The organism is Pseudoalteromonas sp. L1 (genome assembly GCF_021728095.1).
Taxonomy (GTDB): Bacteria; Pseudomonadota; Gammaproteobacteria; order Enterobacterales; family Alteromonadaceae; genus Pseudoalteromonas.
Genome location: NZ_JAKKCT010000010.1, coordinates 38021 through 63149, shown reverse-complemented (window position 1 = coordinate 63149; position 25129 = coordinate 38021). Strand labels below are relative to the sequence as shown.

26 protein-coding genes and 1 rRNA gene are annotated in these 25129 nt (G+C 41.4%); 9 read left to right on the top strand and 18 right to left on the bottom strand.

What is annotated here, in order from left to right; genetic code table 11:
* A 16S ribosomal RNA gene (locus L3V38_RS19780) occupies positions 1-117 on the bottom strand; the annotation flags it as partial.
* 534 nt (positions 118-651) lie between these two features.
* On the opposite strand from L3V38_RS19780, the gene L3V38_RS19775 reads away from it, so the two are divergent.
* Complete coding sequence (locus tag L3V38_RS19775; protein ID WP_054563788.1) at positions 652-1185, top strand: gamma carbonic anhydrase family protein; 534 nt, start codon at positions 652-654, stop codon at positions 1183-1185.
* Here L3V38_RS19775 and L3V38_RS19770 read toward each other — a convergent pair.
* Complete coding sequence (locus L3V38_RS19770; RefSeq protein ID WP_054563787.1) at positions 1182-1436, bottom strand: DUF1488 domain-containing protein; 255 nt, start codon at positions 1434-1436, stop codon at positions 1182-1184. The two genes, L3V38_RS19775 and L3V38_RS19770, sit on opposite strands and share 4 nt — an antisense overlap.
* Positions 1433-2257, bottom strand: coding sequence for a shikimate dehydrogenase (gene aroE, locus L3V38_RS19765; protein ID WP_237120496.1), 825 nt, complete (start codon positions 2255-2257; stop codon positions 1433-1435). Before aroE ends, L3V38_RS19770 begins: the two co-directional genes overlap by 4 nt.
* Positions 2258-2298: 41 nt before the next feature.
* On the opposite strand from aroE, the gene L3V38_RS19760 reads away from it, so the two are divergent.
* Positions 2299-2730 carry a group II truncated hemoglobin gene (locus L3V38_RS19760; RefSeq protein ID WP_237120495.1) on the top strand — a complete coding sequence of 144 codons (432 nt, stop codon included), beginning with the start codon at positions 2299-2301 and terminating at the stop codon, positions 2728-2730.
* Positions 2731-2806: 76 nt separating this feature from the next.
* On the top strand, positions 2807-4402 hold the full coding sequence (locus tag L3V38_RS19755) for a methyl-accepting chemotaxis protein (RefSeq protein ID WP_130149229.1): 1596 nt from the start codon (positions 2807-2809) through the stop codon (positions 4400-4402).
* A 57-nt stretch (positions 4403-4459) separates the two neighbouring features.
* On the opposite strand, the gene hemF is transcribed toward L3V38_RS19755, so the two are convergent.
* The 6 genes from hemF to L3V38_RS19725 form a co-directional block, all read right to left on the bottom strand.
* Positions 4460-5410 carry an oxygen-dependent coproporphyrinogen oxidase gene (gene hemF / locus L3V38_RS19750; RefSeq protein WP_237120494.1) on the bottom strand — a complete coding sequence of 317 codons (951 nt, stop codon included), beginning with the start codon at positions 5408-5410 and terminating at the stop codon, positions 4460-4462.
* Between the two features lie 2 nt (positions 5411-5412).
* Positions 5413-5979, bottom strand: a complete 567-nt coding sequence (locus L3V38_RS19745; RefSeq protein ID WP_237120492.1) for an L-threonylcarbamoyladenylate synthase — start codon at positions 5977-5979, stop codon at positions 5413-5415.
* Between the two features lie 34 nt (positions 5980-6013).
* Positions 6014-6583, bottom strand: a complete 570-nt coding sequence (locus L3V38_RS19740; protein WP_237120490.1) for a topoisomerase DNA-binding C4 zinc finger domain-containing protein — start codon at positions 6581-6583, stop codon at positions 6014-6016.
* Positions 6584-6654: 71 nt separating this feature from the next.
* Positions 6655-7128 carry a DUF494 family protein gene (locus L3V38_RS19735; RefSeq protein ID WP_062568435.1) on the bottom strand — a complete coding sequence of 158 codons (474 nt, stop codon included), beginning with the start codon at positions 7126-7128 and terminating at the stop codon, positions 6655-6657.
* Positions 7121-8218: a DNA-processing protein DprA gene (gene dprA, locus L3V38_RS19730; RefSeq protein WP_237120488.1), complete on the bottom strand. Its 1098-nt coding sequence runs from the start codon at positions 8216-8218 to the stop codon at positions 7121-7123. The genes L3V38_RS19735 and dprA overlap by 8 nt, the downstream gene beginning before the upstream one ends.
* A 30-nt stretch (positions 8219-8248) precedes the next feature.
* The gene (locus L3V38_RS19725) at positions 8249-9367 is read right to left on the bottom strand and encodes a LysM peptidoglycan-binding domain-containing protein (RefSeq protein ID WP_237120486.1); all 1119 of its coding nucleotides are present in this window, start codon (positions 9365-9367) and stop codon (positions 8249-8251) included.
* A gap of 118 nt (positions 9368-9485) precedes the next feature.
* Here L3V38_RS19725 and def point away from each other — a divergent pair, with 118 nt between their 5' ends.
* From def to trkA, 4 genes are read left to right on the top strand one after another with little or no spacing between them, the layout of a single operon-like run.
* Complete coding sequence (def, locus tag L3V38_RS19720; protein ID WP_062568438.1) at positions 9486-9995, top strand: peptide deformylase; 510 nt, start codon at positions 9486-9488, stop codon at positions 9993-9995.
* A 20-nt stretch (positions 9996-10015) separates the two neighbouring features.
* The gene (gene fmt, locus L3V38_RS19715) at positions 10016-10969 is read left to right on the top strand and encodes a methionyl-tRNA formyltransferase (protein ID WP_237120485.1); all 954 of its coding nucleotides are present in this window, start codon (positions 10016-10018) and stop codon (positions 10967-10969) included.
* Complete coding sequence (rsmB, locus tag L3V38_RS19710) at positions 10962-12248, top strand: 16S rRNA (cytosine(967)-C(5))-methyltransferase RsmB (RefSeq protein ID WP_054554772.1); 1287 nt, start codon at positions 10962-10964, stop codon at positions 12246-12248. The genes fmt and rsmB overlap by 8 nt, the downstream gene beginning before the upstream one ends.
* Positions 12249-12260: 12 nt before the next feature.
* Positions 12261-13637: a Trk system potassium transporter TrkA gene (trkA, locus tag L3V38_RS19705; protein ID WP_054563775.1), complete on the top strand. Its 1377-nt coding sequence runs from the start codon at positions 12261-12263 to the stop codon at positions 13635-13637.
* 72 nt (positions 13638-13709) lie between these two features.
* Here the strand turns inward: trkA and L3V38_RS19700 are convergent, their stop codons facing one another.
* The 9 genes from L3V38_RS19700 to L3V38_RS19660 form a co-directional block, all read right to left on the bottom strand.
* Entirely contained in the window at positions 13710-13928 is a 219-nt protein-coding gene (locus L3V38_RS19700) for an EF-hand domain-containing protein (RefSeq protein ID WP_062568441.1), read from the bottom strand.
* A gap of 81 nt (positions 13929-14009) precedes the next feature.
* Positions 14010-14225, bottom strand: coding sequence for an EF-hand domain-containing protein (locus tag L3V38_RS19695; RefSeq protein ID WP_062568442.1), 216 nt, complete (start codon positions 14223-14225; stop codon positions 14010-14012).
* 148 nt (positions 14226-14373) lie between these two features.
* Positions 14374-14586, bottom strand: coding sequence for an EF-hand domain-containing protein (locus L3V38_RS19690; RefSeq protein WP_062568443.1), 213 nt, complete (start codon positions 14584-14586; stop codon positions 14374-14376).
* A 67-nt stretch (positions 14587-14653) separates the two neighbouring features.
* Positions 14654-14866 (bottom strand): calmodulin, encoded by a 213-nt coding sequence (locus tag L3V38_RS19685; RefSeq protein ID WP_193988073.1) that lies wholly within the window; start codon positions 14864-14866, stop codon positions 14654-14656.
* A 480-nt stretch (positions 14867-15346) separates the two neighbouring features.
* Positions 15347-16000 carry a flagellar brake protein gene (locus L3V38_RS19680; RefSeq protein ID WP_062568446.1) on the bottom strand — a complete coding sequence of 218 codons (654 nt, stop codon included), beginning with the start codon at positions 15998-16000 and terminating at the stop codon, positions 15347-15349.
* Positions 16001-16031: 31 nt separating this feature from the next.
* Entirely contained in the window at positions 16032-17483 is a 1452-nt protein-coding gene (locus tag L3V38_RS19675; RefSeq protein ID WP_130149237.1) for a TrkH family potassium uptake protein, read from the bottom strand.
* Positions 17484-17572: 89 nt separating this feature from the next.
* Positions 17573-18196, bottom strand: a complete 624-nt coding sequence (locus L3V38_RS19670; RefSeq protein WP_130149238.1) for a YigZ family protein — start codon at positions 18194-18196, stop codon at positions 17573-17575.
* 56 nt (positions 18197-18252) lie between these two features.
* Positions 18253-19575: a Xaa-Pro dipeptidase gene (gene pepQ / locus L3V38_RS19665; RefSeq protein WP_237120483.1), complete on the bottom strand. Its 1323-nt coding sequence runs from the start codon at positions 19573-19575 to the stop codon at positions 18253-18255.
* Positions 19576-19661: 86 nt separating this feature from the next.
* Positions 19662-21548: a transglycosylase SLT domain-containing protein gene (locus L3V38_RS19660; RefSeq protein ID WP_237120481.1), complete on the bottom strand. Its 1887-nt coding sequence runs from the start codon at positions 21546-21548 to the stop codon at positions 19662-19664.
* A gap of 195 nt (positions 21549-21743) precedes the next feature.
* On the opposite strand from L3V38_RS19660, the gene fadB reads away from it, so the two are divergent.
* Complete coding sequence (gene fadB / locus L3V38_RS19655) at positions 21744-23903, top strand: fatty acid oxidation complex subunit alpha FadB (protein ID WP_237120479.1); 2160 nt, start codon at positions 21744-21746, stop codon at positions 23901-23903.
* A gap of 5 nt (positions 23904-23908) precedes the next feature.
* A complete protein-coding gene (fadA, locus tag L3V38_RS19650; protein ID WP_062568452.1) occupies positions 23909-25075 on the top strand; it encodes an acetyl-CoA C-acyltransferase FadA in 1167 nt (388 codons plus the stop codon).
* Positions 25076-25129: the final 54 nt, after the last annotated feature.

Below are 25129 nucleotides of genomic sequence, written 5' to 3'. Positions count from 1 at the left end.
CTCACCCGTCCGCCGCTCGACGCCAAAGGAGCAAGCTCCTCTTCGTTTCCGCTCGACTTGCATGTGTTAGGCCTGCCGCCAGCGTTCAATCTGAGCCATGATCAAACTCTTCAATTAAAAGTTTTTTGAAACCGAAGTTTCGTGCTCAATGAATTCTGTATAAATTGACTATATAGTCACTCATAAGAAATTGAGACTCTAAATTTGTTTGCTCCACTTAGTAAACTAAGCGTCGCTGTTAGAACTCAATCTGTACGAGTGCCCACACAGATGATTGCTTTATATTGTTAAAGAACGTTGCGACGTTGTCGCTAGGGATGCGTATAATACATCCTTAATTTCTCGAGTCAATACTTAATTTCAAACTTTCTTTCGATTATTTGAAACCGAAGTTTCACTTAACTCTCTGCTACGTTGTTTAGCGCTTTTCATTGCTGCCCGCCGTGTCAGTGGGGTCGCATTATAGGGAGATGGATTTTTTACGCAAGCACTTTTTTCAATAAAATTTAAAAAAAACTGCTGTTCGCTCAGCTTTTGAACTAAACACCCTAAAACTGGGTGTTTTGCAGTCAATTTAGGCCTGTTTTGGTGTATTTATTTGCTTCGCTGTTACACTAGACTGAGCGCATTTTAAAATTAAAAGGTGAATTTATGACTATCCGTTCTTATAAAGGGATCACTCCGACATACGATAATAGTGTTTATATTGATGAGTCATCGGTTTTAGTCGGTGATATTACGCTTGGTAAAGATTCAAGTGTATGGCCTCTTGTTGCTGCGCGAGGTGATGTTAACTATATACGTATTGGTGAACGTACGAACATTCAAGATGGCAGTGTTTTACATTTAACACGTGCCTCTAAGTCAAACCCCGATGGCTACCCTCTTATTATTGGTGATGATGTCACTGTTGGTCATAAAGTTATGCTACACGGCTGCCAACTTGGTAATCGTATACTTGTTGGGATGGGTGCAATTGTGATGGACAATGCTATTGTTGAAGATGATGTGATCATTGGTGGTGGTTCGCTGGTACCACCTAACAAGCGTTTAGAGTCTGGTTACCTCTATGTAGGTAGCCCTGTTAAGCAGGCTCGCCCTTTAACAGAGCAAGAGCGCGCCTTTTTAAAAATATCTGCAGATAATTATGTTCAGCTTAAAGATGAATACTTAGCAGAGGGCTAAAACACCTCGGTTAATTCTATTTGTCCTGCCGAGTTATACTGCTCATCTTCGATCAGTTGCTCGGCGAGCTCTTCATAATCGAAACGATAAGATTCAAAGTAATTAACCGCACTGCTTTGATCAGCAAAATCATACTTGCTGGTATCAATAACACACTCCACCATCAAGCCACTTACTTGTGCGAAGAATACCAACTGTTTTTCTTCAGGCTTAAATTCGAGTCTGTCTATAAATTGGATAGCTTGATTCACGCAATTTCTCCTGCTTTAAGCGCGGTAACAACGGGAATGATTTCTGGCATTTTATTGCGCCATACAAAATAAGCTTGTGCTGCTTGGCCAACTAGCATGCCACAACCATCTAGTGTTAAACATGATGGGTTAATCGACTTAACCCAACTGATAAATGCGGTATCGTCATTGGCGTAAAACATATCGTAAGCGCACTGACACTTAGCAACATACTCTTCTGCTATACCTGGTAAGTCGCAAGTTACACTACTTGAGGTAGAATTAATAACCACATCATAGTTGTTTACTGGGATATCATTTAAAGCAAAGCCCTGAACATCAATTTCACCATTAAAATGACTTGCTAGCGCCTTTGCTTTTTCAGCGGTACGGTTGGCTATTGTTAAGCTTTCGATATGCTCATTCAATAATGGCTGAATAACACCTCGCGCCGCACCACCTGCTCCGATAAGGAGTACTCGCTGCCCTTTTAAGGTGACATTATTGGCTAAAAGGTCTTTAACAAGCCCTACACCATCGGTGTTATCACCGAGTAAGCGGCCATCTTCGAGTTGTTTAATGGTATTAACGGCTCCGGCAATTTTCGCTTGCTCTGTTAGCTCGTCGACCATAGCAAACGCCAGCTCTTTAAATGGCAAAGTGACATTAGCTCCTTTACCACCCGCAGCGAAAAACTCAGTGACAGTTTTTTCAAATGCATCTGTTGGTGCTAAAATGGCGCTGTATTGTATTTGCTCGTTAAATGATGCAGCAAATTGTGCGTGTATTGCGGGTGATTTCGAATGTTTGATTGGATTTCCAAAAACCGCGTATTTGTCCATAGTGAAGCAACCTCTTCGCCCTGTAGAGCTTTATTAATATTATGATTAAACGACTTTTTTCTAAATCGAAACCAACGCCTGAAACACCTACCCCAGAAAAAACACCTTACGAAATTATTGGCGGTGAAGCAGGCGCTCGAGCAATTGCAAATCGATTTTACGACATAATGGCCATAGATGAATACGCCAAACCATTATATGATATGCATCCTCAGCCTTTAGATAGAATTCGCCAAGTATTCTTTGAGTTTTTATCTGGCTGGTTGGGCGGCCCTGACCTATTCGTTGAAAAATATGGTCACCCAATGCTAAGAAAGCGTCACATGCCTTTCCCTATTGATCAAGACCTACGTGACCAATGGATGCATTGTATGAATAAAACGCTCGATATCGAAATTGATAACCCACTACTTCGCGAAGGGTTAAGACAATCGTTATCGCAACTCGCAAGTCATATGATCAATCAACATTAAGCTTGAGTTATATCAATGTATGCTTTTTCTAAATAAAGATAATACTCTTTCCTTAGTTTAGAAAAAGCGTCGTTGAATGAAGTCTATCCAATTTAAAATTTATGCCTTGTTAGCACTGACAGGCGTATTAGTATTATTTGCCAGCATATTTAGCAGCGCCCAGCAACAACACGAATTAGCGCAAGATACCGTTGAAAGTAACATAAAATTACTTGCTGATAATTACTTTGATTCTATTAATACCATGATGCTCACAGGCACCATGGCAAACCGTGAAATTCTTAGCAACAAGCTTAGAAGCCATCCAAATATCAAAGATGCACATATTATTCGCAGCTCCATCGTTAATAAAATTTATGGACCAGGCAATGCCAATCAAGTTGCCACAACCGATACAGAACATGCAGCACTGGCGGGTACAGAAGCATTATATATAGATAACAGCAACAGTACGATGACCTATCTTAAACCTATGTTTGCTAGCAGTGACTATAAAGGAACGAACTGTTTAGGATGCCATCAAGCGCAAGAAGGCGATGTGCTTGGGGTAGTTAAAATCAGTTATTCATTAGCCGACATTGAACACGAAGTATCACAAAATACGTTAATGAACACTTTCCTACTCGCTACTATATTCATAACTGCGTTCTCTTTATTAGCAGTCATGTTTAGAAAAGTATTTATTAAGCGCTTGAAGATGATTAGCCATACGATGCACTTGGCAACCACCAACAAAGATTTAAGCCTTAAAATTGATGATGATAATAACGATGAACTTAGCTCACTCGCCACCAGCTTTAATCAAATGATTGGTGCGTTTAAAGATAATATTGCCCAGGTATCGCACTCATCAAAAGTACTAATCCATTCAGCGGAGAGTATATACACTTCAGCAGATGCCACCGAGCAAGCCATAATACAACAAAAGCAAGGCACTGACTCTGTTGCAGCGGCAATAAATGAACTTGAAAGCTCATCAAGTGAAGTAAAAAATACAACGCATTTTGCATCTGAAAAATCAGAACACAGTAATCAACTTGCGCAGCAAAGCTTGCAAGTTGCCGAACATACCGAGCATAGCATTAATCAACTTGCGACAGATGTCCGTGCAGCCGCAGATCAAGTCTCTGAACTTCAGGCGCAAACTTTAGAAGTCGGTAAAGTATTAGAAGTTATCAGTAGTATTGCTGAGCAAACTAACTTACTTGCGCTTAATGCAGCTATTGAGGCTGCACGAGCAGGTGAAGCCGGTCGTGGTTTTGCTGTCGTGGCAGATGAAGTTAGAACGCTCGCGAATAGAACTCATGACTCCACTGATGAAATTCGCCGAACAATAGATAAGCTACAGAGCGAAGCGGCACAAACGGTTAGCACTATGAATAATTCATGTGAAGAAGCTGATGAACGTGCTGTACAAGTTAAGCAAGTTGCTAAAGCCTTGCGTGATATTTCTTTGCAAATGAGTGAAATAAATCAACTCAATGTACAAATAGCCGATGCCACCGAGCAGCAAAACCTTGCCGCAGAAGAAATAAACAGGAGTGTGGTCGCTATAAGTGATAACGCAGAGCATTCGTTGGTTGATGCTCATGAAAATCAAAAAGTCAGTGAAGAGCTTTTATCATTAGCACGCTCTTTAGATGAGCAAGTTAGACGCTTTAAATTTAACTAGATAAAATACTTGAACGTGCAGGTTGTCACCTTTATATAAAGTGACAACCTAAGCACTTTAAAGCTGCCATTCACGCGCAACTAACTCAGATTCCTTTGTATTTAGCCATTCTTGTGGTCTTAAGTAATATTGATAAAGCTTGGCTTCTGGGCTATTTTCAACAGGGGTATAACTATACTCCCAACGAGCGAGTGGTGGCATAGACATTAAAATCGATTCTGTTCGTCCCCCAGTTTGTAGACCAAATAAAGTACCACGATCCCACACTAGGTTAAATTCAACGTAGCGGCCACGGCGGTAAAGCTGAAAATCTCGTTGCTGCTCTGTAATTGGCGTATTTTTACGACGCTCAATTATAGGTAAGTAAGCATCTAAAAAGCCATTTCCAACAGCTTGCATAAAAGCAAAACTCTGCGCAAAACCGAGCTCATTTAAATCATCAAAGAATAAACCACCTACCCCACGTGTTTCGCCGCGGTGCTTTAAATAAAAATACTCATCACACCATGTTTTATACTTATCATACACGTCTTCACCAAATGGCTGACATAAGTCACTTGCTACTTGATGCCAGTGCTGTACATCGTCGAACACAGGATAAAAAGGTGTTAAATCAAAACCACCTCCGAACCACCAAATTGGTTCCTCGCCTTCTTTTTCAGCAATAAAGAAACGCACGTTAGCGTGGCTAGTTGGAATGTGTGGATTATTAGGATGGATCACCAATGACACACCGCAAGCATGAAAACTACGACCAGCGAGCTCTGGACGATGCGCAGTTGCAGAGGCTGGCATTGAAGCGCCAAACACATGCGAGTAATTTACCCCGCCCTGCTCAATGATATTACCACCTTGAATAACACGAGTACGGCCACCGCCGCCTTCTGCTCGTTGCCAATTATCTTCAACAAACTTTGCTTTGCCGTCAGCATTTTCAAGGCCTGCACAAATTGTGTCTTGTAAAGCCATTAAATAGGTTTTTACTTGTTCGAGTAACTCGCTTTGCATGTTTATCCTCTGAATACTTTTCCGGTCATTGCATCTTTAATTACACTGGGGTTCGTGTTCCCACCTAGTGGCTCATCAACATAAAAATCGACGCTATCAACAAATTCGCTTTTTGCTTGCGTGATGCTCATTACTGTTGGTTGGCCAGTTAAATTTGCACTTGTTGAAACCAGTGGTTTACCAAATTGCTGGCACAATTTTTTTACTGTTGGATGGTTCGTTACACGCACAGCAATAGTATCAAACTGACCTGTTAACCATTTTGGTGTCTGCTTTGCGGCTGGCATTACCCACGTAATCGCCCCTGGCCACTGCGAGAAGATATCTGCCCGCTTATCCATTGGGATTTTAGCATCATCAACATACTTTAATAACTGACCATAATTATCAGCAATTAAAATTAAGCCTTTTTCAATTGGACGCTGTTTAATTGCTAAAAGCTTTTCTACAGCTGCTTGGTTATCAGGGTCACAACCAAGACCAAATACAGCTTCAGTTGGATAAACAATCACACCGCCTTGGTTTAAGGCTTCAATAGGATTGGCTGGTTGAGCAACAGGATCGGACAAGAATATCTCCTAACTATAATAGGGAACGAATATGTTAAGACTCTGCAAGCTTATGCATACAGGCTTTTTGTGGGCATTGTAACACAACGCCCGATGCAGTTTTCTTCTCTGTCATTATAGGCCAATCACAAGCGGGACATGTCTTAGACACAGGTTTGTTATTAAGGGTATATTTGCAACGAGGATAACAGTCGCATGAATAGAATGTTTTACCAAATTTATTGCTACGGGAAACCAACTGGCCTTTTTTGCATTTTGGGCAGCTAGGAAGTGCCTCTGTATCACCAGACTCTTCATCATGCGCAATATAATGGCAATCAGGATAGCCTGTGCAACCAATGAACATGCCATAGCGGCCATTTTTAATTACCAATGGCTTGCTACACTCAGGACAAGCACTGTCTTCGAGTACTTTAATTTGCTGACTATCATGATGAGCCAAAGGACGAATAAAATCACACTTAGGGTAGCTTGCACAGCCTAAAAAAGGCCCTGACTTTGAATTTCGCATGACCAATTCAGAACCACATTTAGGGCAAACCTCATATTCTTTCTCTAATGCGTGTTTATCTGCAGAAAAAAGAGAATGATCGATTTTACTCATAAGGTTCCTGTTAGGCTGGCTAATTTTCGCCTAATATACCCAAACTCAACAAAGATACAAGCAAAGTCGAACTAATGAAGCACATCAGCAGGCTCGTCAAAGATCAAATCTTCCATTTGTGCATACGCTTGTTCAGATCCTGGCACATTAAACAGCACCATTAACACCACCCATTTTAAGTCCTCAAGTAAAATAAACGGTTTATCAAGCGCGCATAATCTATCTATTACCATTTCACGCGTAATGCTATTTATGACGCCTATTTGCTCAATAAACATTAAAAAGCCGCGGCACTCCGTGCACAGCATTTGGCATTCACTGTCGGTATAAATACGCATAGCATGTTGTGGCTGCGCGTTTAGGTACGGATACACGTCACTTTGCTGCAAGTCAGCCAATTGCTCAAGCCAGTCAAGTGCTTTATAAATTTCAGGTTTATTAAACCCAGCTCGAACCAACTCATCAGTAAGCTCGTTCTCTTCAGTAAAAATTTCAGCTTCACTATGGATATAGTTTTCAAAAAGATACATGAGGATGTCAAACATGTTTATGTCCTCCAAGTCTTATATAGCCATCTAGCACTCGCTCTACTTTATCTGCGAGCTCTAGGTCAAGTAACCGAGCTTGTACTTCATCAACAGGTAACTGAGTGCGTTGAGTAATAACATCGACACTTGTTACCTCGAACCCGATACTTTGAAACACGGGACAGTCGTGTTCTTCGATGATGGGCTCTTCTGTTATATATAGACTGTTTTCACAAAAAAAGCTCACTTCATCAAGAATATCACTTATATTTTCGACTAATTTAGCACCTTGCTTTATCAAAAAATGGCTAGCTTCTGAAAGCGGGTTTTTAATTGAGCCGGGCACTGCAAAAACATCCTTATTTTGCTCAAGTGCATAACGTACAGTGACTAAAGAGCCGCTTTTTATTTGTGCTTCAACAATTAAAACACCAAGTGAAAGACCTGATATTATTCGGTTTCTACGAGGAAAATTCGCTGCATTAGCAGCTGTACCAGGCAAGAACTCCGATATAAGCAATCCTCGTTCTGCTACCTGCTTTGTCAGTAGTTTATGACGTTTAGGGTAAGCAATATCTAACCCTGTACCAAGCACAGCAATGGTTTTTCCAGAACCAGCCAGAGCCCCTTTATGTGCCGCACCATCAATGCCAAGTGCCATACCAGAAGTGACTGTAATGCCTGCACAACTTAATTGGTGTGCAAATTCAGCGGCGATCTCGAGCCCTGTAGGAGTTGCATGTCGGCTGCCAACAATCGCAACTTGTGGTGAAGTTAAAAGTTCAATATTCCCCACACAAAATAGTAATAAAGGTGCACTGGCAATTTCCTTTAACTGTGTGGGATAGTGATCATCAAAGTAACAAATGGTGGTTATTTGGTAAGCATGAATAAGTTCTTCGTAGTAAGCGACTTTTTGCCAATCAGTATTAGCGAGATTATCAGCTTGGTTTTTTGTTAAACCTAAATTCTGCAGCTGTGTACTTGTAAGCGAAAAAAGCTCACTTAAGATGTGGTTTTGGGCCAATGCTATAAGGCTTTTAATTCCCAGCCCTTTACATAAATAAAAGGCAAGCCAATGAGATAGCTTGCCTGAAACCTGTTCCATGCTCCCTCCTTAGAGCATCCTGAGTGTGGGTTAGTTTATGACAGCATAGTCACCAACTCGAATAGGATGCTGATTTTTCACAATCAATGCATAGCTCACGTTATCGTATACCTTAAACACCATGAGTTCGCCTACTTTCTCTTTAGGCATGTGCCATACCTTGCTATCTTTGTCTGCTTCCACACCAAAGTACTCATTGGTATCTGTGATTAGCTTCTCAAGACTCGTTGAGTCTTCACGATAACGAGGGCCACTTCGACCATCAAATACCTCTGGAGATTGACGCTCAATATCAAGTACAAAGCCAGGCTTGACCTGTTCTGCACCTAAATTTAAAACAACAATATCCATGGTGCTAAATTCTCGCAGCTCACTTACTGACGCGATAATTGTACCGTTCAGCTCACCTTCTGGACGTTTCATATTGAAATAGGCTGGTAACATTTGTCCATCCATTGCAGGCATTAAGAAATCATTCGGTTTAATTTCTTGTTTTACCATCTCAATCTTAACGGACGCTGGTACACCATGTTCAACATCACCACTTCTAAAGGCACGTACAATTGCAACTAATTCAGCTTTATTGGCTAACACTTCATTTGTATTAGGGTCTACTAACTCATTTCCTTTACGATAAACGCCATATGCTTCATTTAAATTTAAATTACCTTTCACATAAAGAATATGACCCATGGTATTCATTTTTGTATTCACACTAGCACCTAAAATATATGGCTTATCTGCCATAACCTGACGATCAATTGCTTGCTCGTAGGTCAAATATGGGCGCAGTAGTTCAAGGGGTAATGTGGGTACAGCCTGTTTACCTTTAGGTGTAATACGCCCCTCTGGAGAGAGTTTTTTATACCGGCTATTTTTAACTAAACGCGGTTTTCCATCTTTATCGTAAATTAAAGTAAGCGCATCACCTGGGTATATTAAATGAGGATTGGCTATTTGAGGGTTCATTTGCCATAGCTCTGGCCATTGCCATGGATGATTAAGATATATACCTGATATATCCCAAAGCGTGTCCCCTTTTTTTACAACATATTGTTTTGGAGCATCTTTTTTTATTGTTAACACATCAGCTGCTGCTGAAAATGCACAGCTAATGGCTAATAAAGCCGCAACTAACGGATATTTCATTTGGCTTCCTAGTGTTGTTTTTAGATTATTATCAACCAAAACCTGTTAAAGGTGAACACGAATGGCTAAAATAAAAGCATACAATACCCTAAATGAATCACAAGTGTAAAAGGTAACTATGGCTAGGTTAGATGTTTTAAGATTTCCGGATGAGCGTTTACGTACAATCGCGAAAGAAGTACCAGAAGTAAACGATGATGTTCGTCAAATCGTCAAAGACATGCTTGAAACTATGTATGACGAGAACGGTATCGGCTTAGCAGCAACGCAAGTAGATATCCACCAGCGAATTGTGGTGATCGATGTCTCAGAAGAGCGCGACCAACCGCTAGTATTAATCAACCCAGAAATCACCAAAAAAGATGGCTCAACGGTGAGTGAAGAAGGTTGTTTATCTGTGCCTTATTCTTATGCGAAAGTTGACCGTGCAGAAACAGTGACTGTAAAAGCACTGAATGAAAATGGTGAGGAATTCAGCCTAGACGCTGACGAGCTATTAGCGATTTGTATTCAGCATGAGCTTGATCACCTAAAAGGCACTCTATTTATTGATTATTTATCGCCTCTAAAGCGCCAACGTATCCGTAAGAAGCTTGAGAAAGAAGCGAAGCTGGCAGCTAAATCATAAATTAATCAATAGGAATACCTGTGACACAACCATTACGTATTATTTTTGCTGGTACGCCGGATTTCGCCGCGCGCCACTTACAAGCCTTAATAGACTCAGAGCATGATATTGTTGGTGTTTATAGCCAACCAGATCGCCCTGCTGGCCGTGGCAAAAAGCTTAAAGCCAGTGAAGTAAAAGAACTCGCACTTGCTCACGATTTACCCGTATTTCAACCGCAATCGCTAAAATCAGATGAAGCACTTGCAGAGCTTACAAGCCTGAACGCCGATATTATGATTGTGGTGGCATACGGCTTACTGCTACCAAAAGCAATTTTAGATGCACCGCGCTTAGGCTGCTTAAACGTGCATGGTTCTATTTTACCACGCTGGCGTGGTGCTGCACCAATTCAACGCGCTATTTGGGCTGGCGACAGTGAAACCGGTGTAACAATAATGCAAATGGACGAGGGATTAGATACAGGCGATATGCTACACATCAGCCGCTGCCCTATTTATAACACAGAAACCAGTAGTTCTTTATACGATAAACTGGCTGCACTTGGACCTGATGCTCTGATCAGTACTATAAGTCGTCTCGCTGCAGGTGAAATCACCCCAGAAAAGCAAGATGACGCACTAGCAAATTACGCCAAGAAGCTATCAAAAGACGAAGCTAATATTGATTGGTCAATGGATGCTGCGCAAATTGAGCGTAATATCCGTGCCTTTAATCCATGGCCTGTTTGCTTTACTGAAATGGCAGGACAAACGGTAAAAATTTGGCAAGCAGAGGTTGTATCGCAAACTGCACAAGCAGGTAAAATCATTGCTGCTGATAAGCAAGGTATTACCGTTGGCTGTGGACAAGATGCACTTAAAATCACCCTTCTTCAACCACAAGGTAAAAAACCAATGTCTGTAACTGACTTTTTAAATGGTCGCAGTGATTGGGTAGCGCCTGGCTCAGTATTAGGTCAAAGCAATGAGTAATGTAAGAGCACTGGCTGCTGAAACCCTTTACAACGTGGTCGATAAAGGCGCGTCGCTTAATCAAGAGTTGCCTTTTGCAAGCCAAGGTTTATCACCGAAAGATAAAGCCCTACTGCAACAAATTTGCTACGGTGTGCTGCGCTATTTACCTAGTTTAGAGAATTATTGCCAACAACTTTTAGATCAACCGCTAAAAGGTAAGCGCCGTATTTTCCAGTTCTTGTTGTATGTAGGTATTTACCAACTTCAACATATGCGTGTACCGCCTCATGCAGCAATCAGCGAAACAGTAAACGCACTTCAGCAAATGCGTGCACTGGGTTTAAAAGGCCTGATTAACGCTATTTTACGCAGTTTCCAACGTGAACAAGCTGAACTTGAAGAAAAAGCAAAGCAAATTCCGGTTTGCAAATTTAACCACCCTGGTTGGTTCATCAAACAAGTAACCGCTGCCTACCCTGACAACTGGCAAGAAATCCTTGAAGCGAATCAGCTACAAGCTCCTATGTGGTTACGGGTAAACCAAGCGCAATACAGCACCCAAGAATACAGCGAGATGCTAAAAGCGAATGATATTGAGCATACCCTTAATGCTGATTTTCCTGATGGTATTAAACTAGCAAAACCATGTGATGTATACGCATTACCAGAATTTGATACCGGTGCCTGCTCTGTACAAGATGCTGCGGCACAATTAGCGGCACGCTTTTTAGATCCACAAAATGATGATGTCATTTTAGATGCGTGTGCGGCGCCAGGTGGTAAAACGTGCCACATCCTAGAGCTTGCCGATGCCGACGTATTAGCACTTGATAGCGACAGCGAACGCCTAGAACGTGTTAAACAAAACTTAGTACGTATTGGTTTAGCTGCCGATCTACAATGTGCCGATGCTTCACAACCCCATATTTGGTGGGATGAGCAGCAGTTCGACCGTATCTTGCTTGATGTGCCTTGTTCCGCTACCGGCGTTATTCGTCGTCACCCTGATATTAAATGGTTACGTCGTGCATCTGATATTGAAGATCTGGCTAATTTACAAGGCGATATCCTAAATAGTATCTGGCCTCTACTTAAGCCAGGTGGTACGTTAGTTTATGCGACTTGCTCTGTATTACCGCAAGAGAACCAACAACAAGTTGCTAAGTTCCTTGCCAATAATCAAAGTGCTGAACACATACCTCTGCATGAAAACGACACCCCGACTTTACCTGGCCTACAATTACTGCCTGGTGAAAGTGACGGTTTCTATTATGCAAAGCTAGTTAAAAAACACTAATAAGAACACGCTATGAAAATAATCATACTCGGTGCCGGACAAGTTGGTGGCACACTGGCAGAAAACCTCGTAGGTGAGCAAAATGAGATCACCGTTGTCGATATCGACGGTAATCGTTTGCGAGAGCTACAAGATAAGTACGACTTACAAGGTGTTACTGGCCACAGTGCGCATCCCGATGTATTGCGTCGCGCAGGCGCAGAAGACGCCGATATGATTATTGCCGTAACCAGTTCAGATGAAGTGAACATGGTTGCATGCCAAGTTGCTTATAGTATTTTTAACACACCAACCAAAATTGCCCGTATTCGCTCAGAGCAATACTTAAAGTACCGTGAAAAGTTATTCCATAACGATGACTTACCTGTTGACCACTACATTGCTCCAGAAGCGCTGGTAACTAAGTATATTCGTCGCTTAATCGACTATCCGGGTGCTTTACAGGTATTACAATTTGCCGATGGCATGTTATCGCTGGTTGCGGTGAAAGCCTATTACGGTGGTTTACTGGTGGGTTATGCACTTTCAGCCTTGAAAGAGCACATTCCGAATGTCGAAACCCGGGTAGCGGCTATTTATCGTCAAGGTAAAGCGATTAAACCACTTGGCACCACGGTTATCGAAGCAGACGATGAAGTGTTCTTTATCGCTGCAACAAAGCATATTCGAGCAGTTATGAATGAGCTGCAAAAGCTCGAACGTTCATACAAAAAGATCATGATTGCTGGTGGTGGTAATATCGGTGCAGGCCTTGCGCGTTCACTTGAGAAAAACCACAGCGTGAAGCTGCTTGAGCGTAATAAAGAGCGTGCAGCACAGCTCTCTGAAATGCTTGATAACACCGTTGTGTTTTGTGGCGATGCCTCCGATCAAGAGCTGTTATCTGAAGAACATATTGAACAAGTGGATGTATTCATCGCAGTGACTAACGACGATGAAGCAAACATTATGTCTGCGATGCTGGCAAAGCGCATGGGCGCACAAAAAACCATGGTGCTTATTCAGCGTGGTGCTTATGTTGACTTAGTACAAGGTGGTGAAATTGATATTGCTATTTCACCTCAGCAAGCCACTATATCGGCGCTGTTAACACATGTTCGCCGTGGTGACATTGTTAATGTTTATTCGTTACGTAAAGGCGCTGCGGAAGCCATTGAGGCTGTCGCTCACGGTGATGAGCATACTTCTAAGGTTGTTGGCCGAGCAATTGCTGATATCAAACTACCCGCAGGAACAACCATAGGTGCAATTGTGCGTAACGATGATGTACTGATTGCCCATGACGATACAGTGATTCAATCGGGAGATCATGTGATTATGTTCTTAATCGATAAGAAACATATTACAGTTGTTGAAAAGCTATTCCAGGTAAGCGCTATATTCCTTTAGTTTTTGGCATAAAAAAAGCAGCAAATCTTAATGATTTAGCTGCTTTACGACTCTTGAAGTGAAAAAACTTAACTATTGAATCTGTGCAAATTCTTCTTTAGAAAGCTCACCATTGCCATCAGTATCTAGCTCTGGGAATAATTTCTCTAGTTGCACATTTGCTGATGCTTCTTCTTTACTGATAACACCATCACTATTAGTGTCAAACGTTGAGAAGCTTACACCTTGTGCAAATGCCGCTGATGAAGTTGCTAGTGCTAAAATTGCAAGTGTTGTATTGATCTGTTTCATAATAATTACCTTCATTTTTTAAGAGTGAAATCCGTTTCTGAGATCCCTGTTTAATGGAAACTGGTTAATTGCGAGTTTGTTTTACTCTGCTTCTGAAAATTCGGCTTCAGTGAGTACGCCATCGCCATCTACATCAAGGGTTTTAAATTGCGCCATGATGTTAGCATCGACAGATGCTTCGCTTTGACTGATAACACCATCTCCGTCTACATCTAATGTATCGAAATCTGTGCCTGCAAATGCTGCTGACGAAGAGGCTAATGCGATAAGTGCTAGTGCTTTGTTAACTGTTTTCATAATCATAATCCTTCAATATCTACTCAAAAAAGTGTTAGCTGATCACACTCTCCTTGCTATCCTTTATCATGGATTCCCTTATCCATTTAGGTTGTCTTTGGCAACTCAGAACTAATCAGCTAAATTAATGGGTTTACTAAATACATCATTAAGCTTTAGAGAACTCTTCTTTTGATAACTCACCGTTACCGTCTGTATCAAGTTCTGTGAAAATACTCATTAACTCTGCATCAACTGATGCTTCGCTTTGGCTGATGGCACCGTTTCCATCCACATCTAATGTGTCAAAATCGCTCATTGCAAATGCTGCAGATGAAGATACAAGTGCGACTAGTGCTAATGTTTTATTTACTGTATTCATAATGTTATTCCTTCAAAGTGTGTTGTCTTGTGTAGAAAATCCTTTTCAGAGTTTCCCTACTGTAAAATTATGCTTTTGCGAATTCTTCTTCAGAAAGTTCGCCGTTGCCATCTGTGTCTAATTCTTTAAACTGACTCATTAAAGTTGCATCAACTGACGCTTCACTTTGGCTAATTGCACCATCGTCGTTAACATCAAGTGTTTCGAAATCTGTCGCTGCAAATGCTGCTGAAGAAGATACTAGAGCTAAAAGTGCAAATGTTTTGTTTACTGTTTTCATAATCACTATTCCTTCAATGTTGTCTTAACTGTGTTAGAGGTGTGAAACTTCTAATCACTTTTCTCTGTGTTCGCTAAGACTATTTCAACTTCGATGCCAAAGTTTAAAATCCCTTAATTTTCATTGAGTTAAAGCGAATTTGGTGATTTTACGTGGAAAATGAGCTAATTTTCTGTTGCTTTTTAGCAACACACATAAAGCTTAAAAAATTATTTCTTTATTAATCATTAGGTTAAAAAATATAAAACAGAGACATTGAGTGCTATTAGCTACCTAAACACTAAAAATGTTCGAACGTGAGTCTAAACCTTGTATGAACGGTGAAAATAATAAAAATAAATAAAAATATTTTTTAAATTTAACTAGCTGATTTATTTGACTTTTTAATAATTTACGAAAATTTTTTTACTTTATTTCCAATAAAAGTATAAAAAACAACCGCTTTGTTGCAAAACGGCGGATCAGGGAAAGTGAATGGCTTCAATCAAGTACTGAAAAGTCTATCAGGTGCTCTTTCATGAATGACTTCATTTGTTCTTCACCCGTATTTAACTGAAGTCCTAATTGGTAGCTAGACGCATTTTTACGAACACTGCACACCTTTCCAGCAAATTCATGTTTATTTAGTACAAGGTTACAGCTTTGTTCTTTTAGAAAGCTGAGATCGACATCACTTTTAATATCAAACTGAACGCCTGTAAGAGAGATATCTTTAATGAGTCCTTGGTATTTCTGCTCATCGGTGTTTAAACAAGCACTGAAGAGTGTTGGAATACGGGTTTCACTGCGAAGACTGAATAACTGAACGTGTTTAGGAAAGTCTAAAAAGATTAAACGATAGGGGTGCGAAGCGACGGCCTTAATTTGTTGGCGAAATGCAATCACCTGCCCACCGCCACTTTCGAGCACTGCGCGCACAATGACCATCACACCTTCTTTGATCAACTCGCCACTATTAATTAATCGCCTTGCTGAGGGGTAATTAAGAATAATATGTTGTTCGTTGAGTAAACCTATAAACTCCGTTTTAACTCGCTTACTATCTATCGGAGTGATTATCTCAACATCAACAATACTACCTGCAGGTATATAAGCTAGCTTATCTAAATTACGCTGTAGCTGTGTCTTTGCCATTTATTAAGTCCTTTAAAATATAAACGGCTCACTAACCACGCCAGAAAGTTGGAGTGAACAATACCAGCAAGGTAAAAATTTCAAGACGACCAAATACCATTGCGATGGTCAATAACCACTTAGCAGTATCGGATATCGCCCCATAATGGGCGGCAACTTCACCCAAGCCAGGACCTAAATTATTTAGACACGCTGCGGTTGCTGAAAACGCACTAATGTTATCCATACCTGTGCCCATTAGTGCCAACATGATAATCACAAACACTAAAGCATAGGCTGAGAAGAATCCCCAGACAGCTTCTACCACTTTATCTGGAAGTGCTTTGCGACCTAGTTTAATTGAATAAATTGCACGCGGATGTACAAGACGATTAAGCTCACGAATACCTTGTAAGTAAAGTAAGAACACACGCACAACTTTCATTCCGCCACCGGTAGACCCTGCACAACCACCAATAAAGCTTGAGAATATTAATAAAATAGGCAAAAACAATGGCCATGCAGAAAAGTTATCTGTAGCGAAACCTGCGGTGGTACTCATTGACACGGCCTGGAACATAGCTTGATCTAATGTTTCGTCACCGTCTGCATAAATGTTATTAGATGACAGTACAGTAAAACAGACAATCACTAGAGCGAGCTGAATAAGTAAGAACACTTTAAATTCAGGGTCACGTAAATAAACACGAATACTGCGCGAGGATACCGCCGCATAGTGCAGCGAGAAGTTTATTGCGGCAATAAGTAAAAACACCACACATATAAAGTTAATCAGTGGACTATCAAACTGCCCCATAGACGCATCATAAGTAGAGAAACCGCCAATCGCAATCGTTGAGAAAGCATGACAAATAGCATCAAACCAGTCCATTCCCGCTCCCCAATAGGCAAGCGTACACGCAATAGTAAGTGACACATAAATGTACCAAAGGTGTTTGGCGGTATCGGCAATACGGGGCGTCATTTTTGAATCTTTAACTGGGCCAGGAGTTTCGGCACGGTACAGCTGCATACCACCGACCCCAAGCATGGGTAACACAGCAACGGCAAGTACGATGATCCCCATACCACCAAGCCACTGTAGTTGTTGGCGATAAAAAAGCACTGATTTTGGTAGGTACTCAATCCCAGTTAAAACGGTTGCCCCTGTTGTTGTAAGGCCTGAAAATGCCTCAAACACAGAGTCAGCTAACGACAAACTTGGCTCTTGTAAAAAAACTAATGGTACAGCCGCAAAGCTGCCAAGTACCAACCAGAACAACACCACAATTAAAAAGCCTTCGCGCGCTTTTAAGTCGCCATGCTCATGGCGGTTTGGGTAATACGCTGCTAAACCAATAACAACACTAAAAATAAACGCAAGAACGAACGGCACACCACCACCATCTTTATAGATTAAAGATACCAGTGCTGGCGGCACCATGGTGATACTAAATAAAGCCACCAGCTGGCCTAGGATTTTTATTATGGTACGAAATTGCATCTGTGCGTATCGCTTTTTAAATATCTGATTTAGCTATTAGAGTTTATTGTCTTACAGGCTTAACTGTAAGTAAACGCTGTATGTTTATTTCATGGCGTATCTTTTTTAACGGCGAACTCAACGGCACCATGTGTTAACTCATGTATCTCTTTGATTGCCAGCTCTACTTGGCGACTATCTATTTGGATTTTCCAAGCAATATTTTCAGCAAACTGTTTTTCTATATTTAATACTTGATATTGGCTTTTCAATAACTGCTCTATAGCTCCCTGAGCGCTGTAATCACTGTATCCGACTAACTCAACGCTCGGTACTTTGGTGATTGTTTTAAGCTCACGCATGGCATTGTTTAAACTTCCGCCATAAGCACGCACAAGTCCACCGGTACCCAGCTTAATACCGCCAAAATAACGCGTTACAACAGCGGTGATCTCACCAATTCCAGACCCCGTCAGCACATTAAGCATTGGTTTTCCTGCGGTGCCATTAGGTTCTCCATCATCTGAAAAGCCATATACATGGCTACCACCTGGGTTTCCTGCAACATGTGCCCAACAGTTGTGACGCGCATCACTGTATTTATTTTGAATCTCTTTGATGAATGCTTTTGCTGACTCTAAGTTAGGAGTATGGGCAATATGCACAATAAATGTACTTTTTTTTATTTCTTCTTGGTAAAAAACAGGCTCTGCCGGATATTGATATTCAGACATATTCTTCTATCCAAAAAAATGGGGCCATTTGGCCCCTCTTGTTAATCTCGTTTTTATTAGTCTAGATGCAGATCACGGGTCATGTTTTCTAAGCGATCATCATGAACGATAATATTATCTTCAATACGGATACCGCCGAATGGTTTAAGCGCTTCAACTTTTTCCCAGTTAATAAACTGTTTATTATCGGTTTGCGCAAGGTCACCCAGTAACGATTCAATAAAATATAAACCCGGTTCAATAGTAAAGACTTGGTTCTTTTCGATTAAGCGAGTGCAACGTAAGAACGGGTGTCCTTCAGGTGGTGCTTGATGTGCACCTTTATCATCAGCCATAAAACCACCCATATCATGCACTTGTAAGCCGAGGTGATGGCCAAGACCATGCGGGAAGAAGGTTGACGTAATACCACGTTCAACAATTTCAGCCGCCGGTAGCTTCACAATGTTAAAGTCGCTCAACACCTGTGCTATACGCTGATGACAGTCCAAATGCAATTCGCCATATAACATACCTGGTTTTAATGCTTTACCTAAGGCAATTTGATGCTCCGTCATGACCTTAATTAAGTCACTAAACTCACCCGACTGATTAAAATCATAAGTACGCGTGATATCAGCTGCGTAGCCATTAAAATTTGCACCAGCGTCAATTAGGAATGAGCGATGTGTCTCTGGCGCTTTAGGCTCAAAGTGCGTGTAGTGTAAGATTGCACAGTTTTCATTAAGCGCAACAATATTACCGTATGGCATTTCATTTTCACTTTGACGCGTCGCCATTAAGTAAGCCTGTTGAATATCAAATTCAGAGCCACCAGCAAAGAAAGCATCACGTGCCGCTTTATGACCATCGACGGCAATACGGTTAGCTTGACGTAAACACTCAAGCTCGTATTGTGTTTTATAGGCACGATGAAAGTGCAAATAGTTCATAACTGGCTCTGGGTTCATAATGCTAAAGCCCAGCGCTTGCGCTACGTCTAAATATTCACCGATATAGGCAAATTTTGCCTTATCGTAAGGAAGCAGTTTTTCTACCTGATCTGGCTGTACTAATAATTCAATATCAAAATACTCAGCCCAAAAATCACGAGGCTCATCAGGTACTTTATGCCAAAAATCAACTGGGCGATAAAATATCAGCTTTGGTTTAGATGCACCGTCTACAACTATCCAACAATGAGGGTTATCAATTACAGGTAACCAAGCTTTGAATTGCGGGTTAACCTTAAACGGGTAGTACATATCATCTAAAAACTGGCGCTTTGCCTGACCAGAGTGAATAACAAGGCCTTCTAAACCTTCACGCTCTGTAATTGTACGCGTGCGCTGTTGCAAGGTTGCAATATGTTCGGCATATAACACCGCTAATTTATCCATAGTAAACCCATATAAGTAAATTCGACTTAGTCGCAGTCTATCATAGTCGACCTTAACGCCCAACACAGGGGGTTAAGGTCAATTAGTCAGCCGCCCATTTTCATATCTAAAATTGGCGCAAGCACATTACCATCTCGCCCTAAACGCGTATGGTAAACTTGCCTGTAAGCAAATACATTCTTCACGTAATTGCGAGTTTCAGTATAAGGTATAAGTTCAATCCATAACTCTGCAGGCATTGCTTGTTCAGGGATCCAACGTTTAATACGGTGATAACCTGCATTATAAGAAGCGGTTGCTAATATTTCGTTGCCACGATTTTTCTTTTTTAAATATTTCAAGTATTCACTTCCTAAACGAATATTCGTTTTAGGGTGAAACAATTTTCGGCGTGAAACAGTACTTCTATTAATGTATTTAGCAGTACTCGGTAATAACTGCATTAAACCATAGGCGTTTGCATGAGAGCGGGCATCGGGCGCAAATGAGCTTTCACGACGTGAAATTGCAATACTCCATGCCATGTCTATATGATTACGGTTACTGTAGCTCTCAAATACATCTTTAAACGCAAATGGGAAACGCAAATCAACATAATCCCATTCTTTAATTTGTGCCAAGGTATAAATAGTGCTGTCATACCAATCAAGCTCAGCAGCAAGTATTGATGCCGCGAGTTTTTCTTCTTTGGTTGATGTACCTGTTAAGTAATTCCACTCCCTGCGAGCTGACGTGTAGCGCTCAAGCTCATAGAGTGCACGCGCACGCTTAAAGCCTGGTGCATTTGCGACCTCTAGTTGGAGCTTATCAGAAATTTGCAACTGTTGATTGTTTAAACTAACCGGAATACCTAATCGGGCAGACGCTAAAAAGCCGTAATAATCGCGCTCTTTGGCAACTTTTTGCCAAAGAGTGCGGGCATCTTCAACTTCGCCACGCTGATTTAAGCTATATGCTAACCAATATTGCTGACCTAGGCTTAGGTTTTCTTTACCGGTAAAAAACGCCACAATACCAGACCAATCTTGCAGTTCGAGCATATTAGCAAGCTGCCACTGCATTAACTTCGTTGTTTGACGCTCTTTAGGCACCTTATTTAACCAAAAGCGAGCTTGTTTATGCCCACTTGAGGCAAGCGATAGTGCAAAGTTGTAGTACACATCTGCTTTTTGTTCTTCCGTGTAAACAAACATTTTTTCAAGCTTTTCCCATGCTCGAAGCGCTAACTCTTTATCACGCCAAACTAAGCGTTTCACCCCGTATAATGCTATTTGCCCTTCTTTGGCTGTCTTTTTCTTGAAGCGATATAAACCAGCCGAAGCACTCGGGTCTTTGCGTACTTTTAAATATAAATCAGCTAGGTACTGCTCACCTTTAGGGAGTAATGACTTTAGGTAAGGCAATAAGCTTGACGTACCGCCTTCTGCAGCGAGAGAAACTCGTTGCCAAATACGTTCTTGTGTTTGATAACCTTCTTTTTTCCAAAGTGAAAAAAGTGTGTCGCATTCTTTTGGTTGAGAATGCCCTACCACCCATAAATCACTAACTTGATTCATTATTGCTTCTTTAGGCGCACCTAAGTCCAATTGAAAGCTTAAATAAGGACAAGTCAATTCGTTATTACTGGTCTCTCTGTAATTACGAATATAAGCGGCTTTTTTATTGTACTGTTTTAAATAGTTAAGCCATGCTTTACGCACAGGCCACTCTAATGGCGTATTACGATAAACATTAAGATAGTTTTCTATTTCTGTTTGATGCTTCAAACTTGGGTTTCGTTGCCAATAGGCTTTTTCGACGTAAGGCTTTAGCGGGTGGTCTAATCCATTGGCCGCCTCTTTCATATCGTCATAATCACCGTATCGCGCCTTTTTTTCTGCTTTTAAAAAAGCGTCATGTTTGTCGTTGGCTTCAGCTGCAAAAAAAGGAAAAAGTAATGCGGCAGCTGTCCAACCAAGGAGTTGTTTTTTCATGATGACCTTTAACAAAAATTAAAGAATTAATAACAAAAAACTTCTTCTACACCTTAGCACCAAACCAGCTATATTTTAACCAATAGCGATAAAGCGCAGTAAATTTTTCGTTGCATTTTCATTTTAAAGCAAGCACACTGATTGAAATGCAAACTCATCGTACCAGTCTTAGTTAATAAACTAGGGAGAATAATAATGTTATATAAAAGCGATTCATTTGAAGTTGCTTTCATCAAGGACAACATCGCCGAGTTTAAGTTCTGTGCAGACGGCTCAGTAAATAAACTTTCGCAGCAAACCTTGCAAGATTGCGCTTTAGCATTAAAAGAATTGGCAACAAACTCAGATATCAAAGGCATGGTGTTCACCAGCGATAAAGATCATTTCATTATCGGTGCCGACATTTTCGAATTTTTACCTACTTTCACTAAACCGCAAGAAGAATTGGTTGCATGGATCAAAAATGCTACTGACGTTTTTGACGCGATTGAAGATTTACCTTTCCCAACGCTAAGTGCTGTAAATGGCATGGCGCTTGGCGGTGGATGTGAGTGGGCACTTGCTACCGATTATCGTATTGCTAGCTCTAACGCTAAAATTGGTCTACCTGAAGTAAAATTAGGCATTATGCCTGGTTTTGGTGGCACAGTTCGCCTTCCACGCCTTATTGGCGCTGATAATGCGATGACATGGATCACCACAGGCAAAGAAAACCGTGCAGCGGATGCCCTAAAAGTAGGTGCATTTGACGCAGTAGTTAGTGCTGACAAACTTTTAGAGTCAAGTATTGCAACACTTGAGCAAGCAATTGCTGGCAAGCTAGATTGGCAAGCAAAACGACAAGTAAAATTACAGCCACTGAAAATGAACCGTGTTGAGCAAGGTATGAGCTTTGCGATGGCGGAAGGCATGGTAATGGGTCAGACAAAAGGTCACTACCCAGCACCTGTTATGGCTGTAAAAACAATCAAAGCTGCAGCAAACTGTGAACGCGCTGAAGCAATGGCGATTGAAAACGCTAACTTTGCAAAACTTGCAGCAACAAGCGAAGCAGCAGCACAAACCGGTATTTTCTTAGCTGACCAATACATTAAAGGTAAAGCGAAGAAGCAAGCTAAGCACAGTGAACTTGAAATTAAACAAGCCGCTGTATTAGGTGCAGGTATTATGGGCGGCGGTATTGCATACCAGTCTGCTTATAAAGGCACACCTATTATCATGAAAGACATCAACCAAGATGCACTTGATTTAGGTATGGGCGAAGCATCTAAGCTACTTGGTAAAAAAGTACAACGTGGCCATATGGCGATGGAAAAGATGGTTGCTACATTAGGCAAGATCAAACCGACGCTAAATGATGCAGACCTACAAAGCGCTGACATCGTTGTTGAAGCCGTGGTTGAAAACCCTAAAGTGAAGCAAGCCGTTCTTGCTGGTCTTGAAAAAGATTTACCAGCGGGCACTATCCTAACTTCAAATACCTCAACAATTCGTATTGACGAGTTAGCATCTGCACTTGAAAAACCAGAAAACTTCTGTGGTATGCACTTCTTTAACCCAGTGCCAAAAATGCCATTAGTAGAAATCATCCGTGGTGAAAAAACATCAGAAGCAACAATTAATGCGGTTGTTGATTACGCATTAAAACTGGGCAAATCACCAATCGTTGTAAACGACTGCCCAGGCTTCTTTGTAAACCGCGTACTTTTCCCTTACTTTGCAGGTTTCAGCAAACTTGTTGTTGAAGGTGCTGACTTCACTAAAGTTGATAAGGTAATGGAAAATGTATTTGGTTGGCCAATGGGTCCTGCCTATCTTCTTGATGTTGTAGGTATCGATACCGCTTACCATTGTACTGGCGTAATGGCAGATGGTTTCCCTGAGCGTATGGCTCGCCAAGATAAAGACCCTGTTACTGTATTTGCAAACGAAAAACGCTTTGGTCAGAAAAATGGTGCTGGTTTCTACCAATACGCGCCAGACCGTCGTGGTCGCCTGAAAAAAGCAAAAGATGCAACAGCAACAGAGTTACTAAGTGCTATCACTGATGCACCTAAAGATTTCGACAAACAAGAAATCATTGACCGTTGTATGATCCCGATGATCAACGAAGTACTACTTTGTTTACAAGAAGGTATCGTAGCGTCTCCACAAGAAGCTGACATGGCGCTAATTTACGGCATTGGTTTCCCTCCATTTAGAGGCGGTGCATTCCGTTACTTAGATCAAACTGGTTTAGCGAACTTTGTTGCAACAGCAGATAAGTACGCTCACTTAGGTGCGATTTACCAAGTATCTGATGAAACTCGCAAGTGGGCCGAAGAAGGCCGTGTATTCTATAAGGTGGAAGGATAATTAACATGAATAATCCAGTAATCGTAGATTGTATCCGCACACCAATGGGTCGTTCAAAGAACGGCGTATTCAAAAACAAGCGTGCGGAAGATTTAAGTGCTCACTTAATGAAAGGTTTGTTAGACCGTAACCCAGCCGTTGATCCAGCATCAATTGATGATATTTACTGGGGCTGTGTACAACAGACTTTAGAGCAAGGTTTTAACATTGCTCGTAACGCAGCACTACTAGCCGGTATCCCTCACTCAGTACCAGCAGTAACAGTTAACCGTCTATGTGGTTCATCAATGCAAGCATTACACGATGCAGCACGCGCTATTATGACTGGCGCTGGTGATACCTACATCATTGGTGGTGTTGAGCACATGGGTCACGTACCTATGACTCACGGTAATGATTTTCACCCAGGTTTATCAACGTCTGTGGCACAAGCTGCTGGCGTAATGGGTTTAACAGCAGAGTACCTTGCAACGCTGCACGGCATTAGCCGCGAGCAACAAGACGAATTTGCTTACCGCTCACACCAACGTGCACACGCTGCAACAGTTGAAGGTCGTTTCCGTCGTGAAATCCTAGCAATGGAAGGTCACGATGCAGATGGTTCTTTAATTTTAGTTGAAGACGATGAAGTAATCCGCCCAGAAACAACTGTTGAAGGCTTATCGCAACTACGCCCTGTATTCAATCCAGCATCAGGTAGCGTAACTGCAGGTACTTCATCTGCACTTTCTGACGGCGCGTCAGCAATGCTTGTAATGAGCGAAGAGAAAGCTAAAGAGCTTGGTTTACCAATTCGTGCGCGTATTAAATCAATGGCTGTGGCAGGTTGCGATCCATCAATCATGGGTTACGGCCCTGTTCCTGCCTCGCAAAAAGCACTTCAACAAGCAGGTATCACTATTGACGATATCGATGTTGCAGAGCTTAACGAAGCGTTCGCAGCGCAATCTCTACCAGTATTAAAAGACCTAGGCCTGATGGACGTGGTAGATGAAAAAGTTAACCTAAATGGTGGTGCAATTGCACTTGGTCACCCACTTGGTTGTTCTGGTTCACGTATTAGCACAACGCTTGTTCACCTAATGGAAGACAAGAACGCTAAATACGGTCTAGCAACTATGTGTATTGGTTTAGGCCAAGGTATTGCAACTGTATTTGAGCGCGTAGAATAACGAGCTCACACCAAACATCTTGGTGATAAAAAGGCGTACTGAATTACTCAGTGC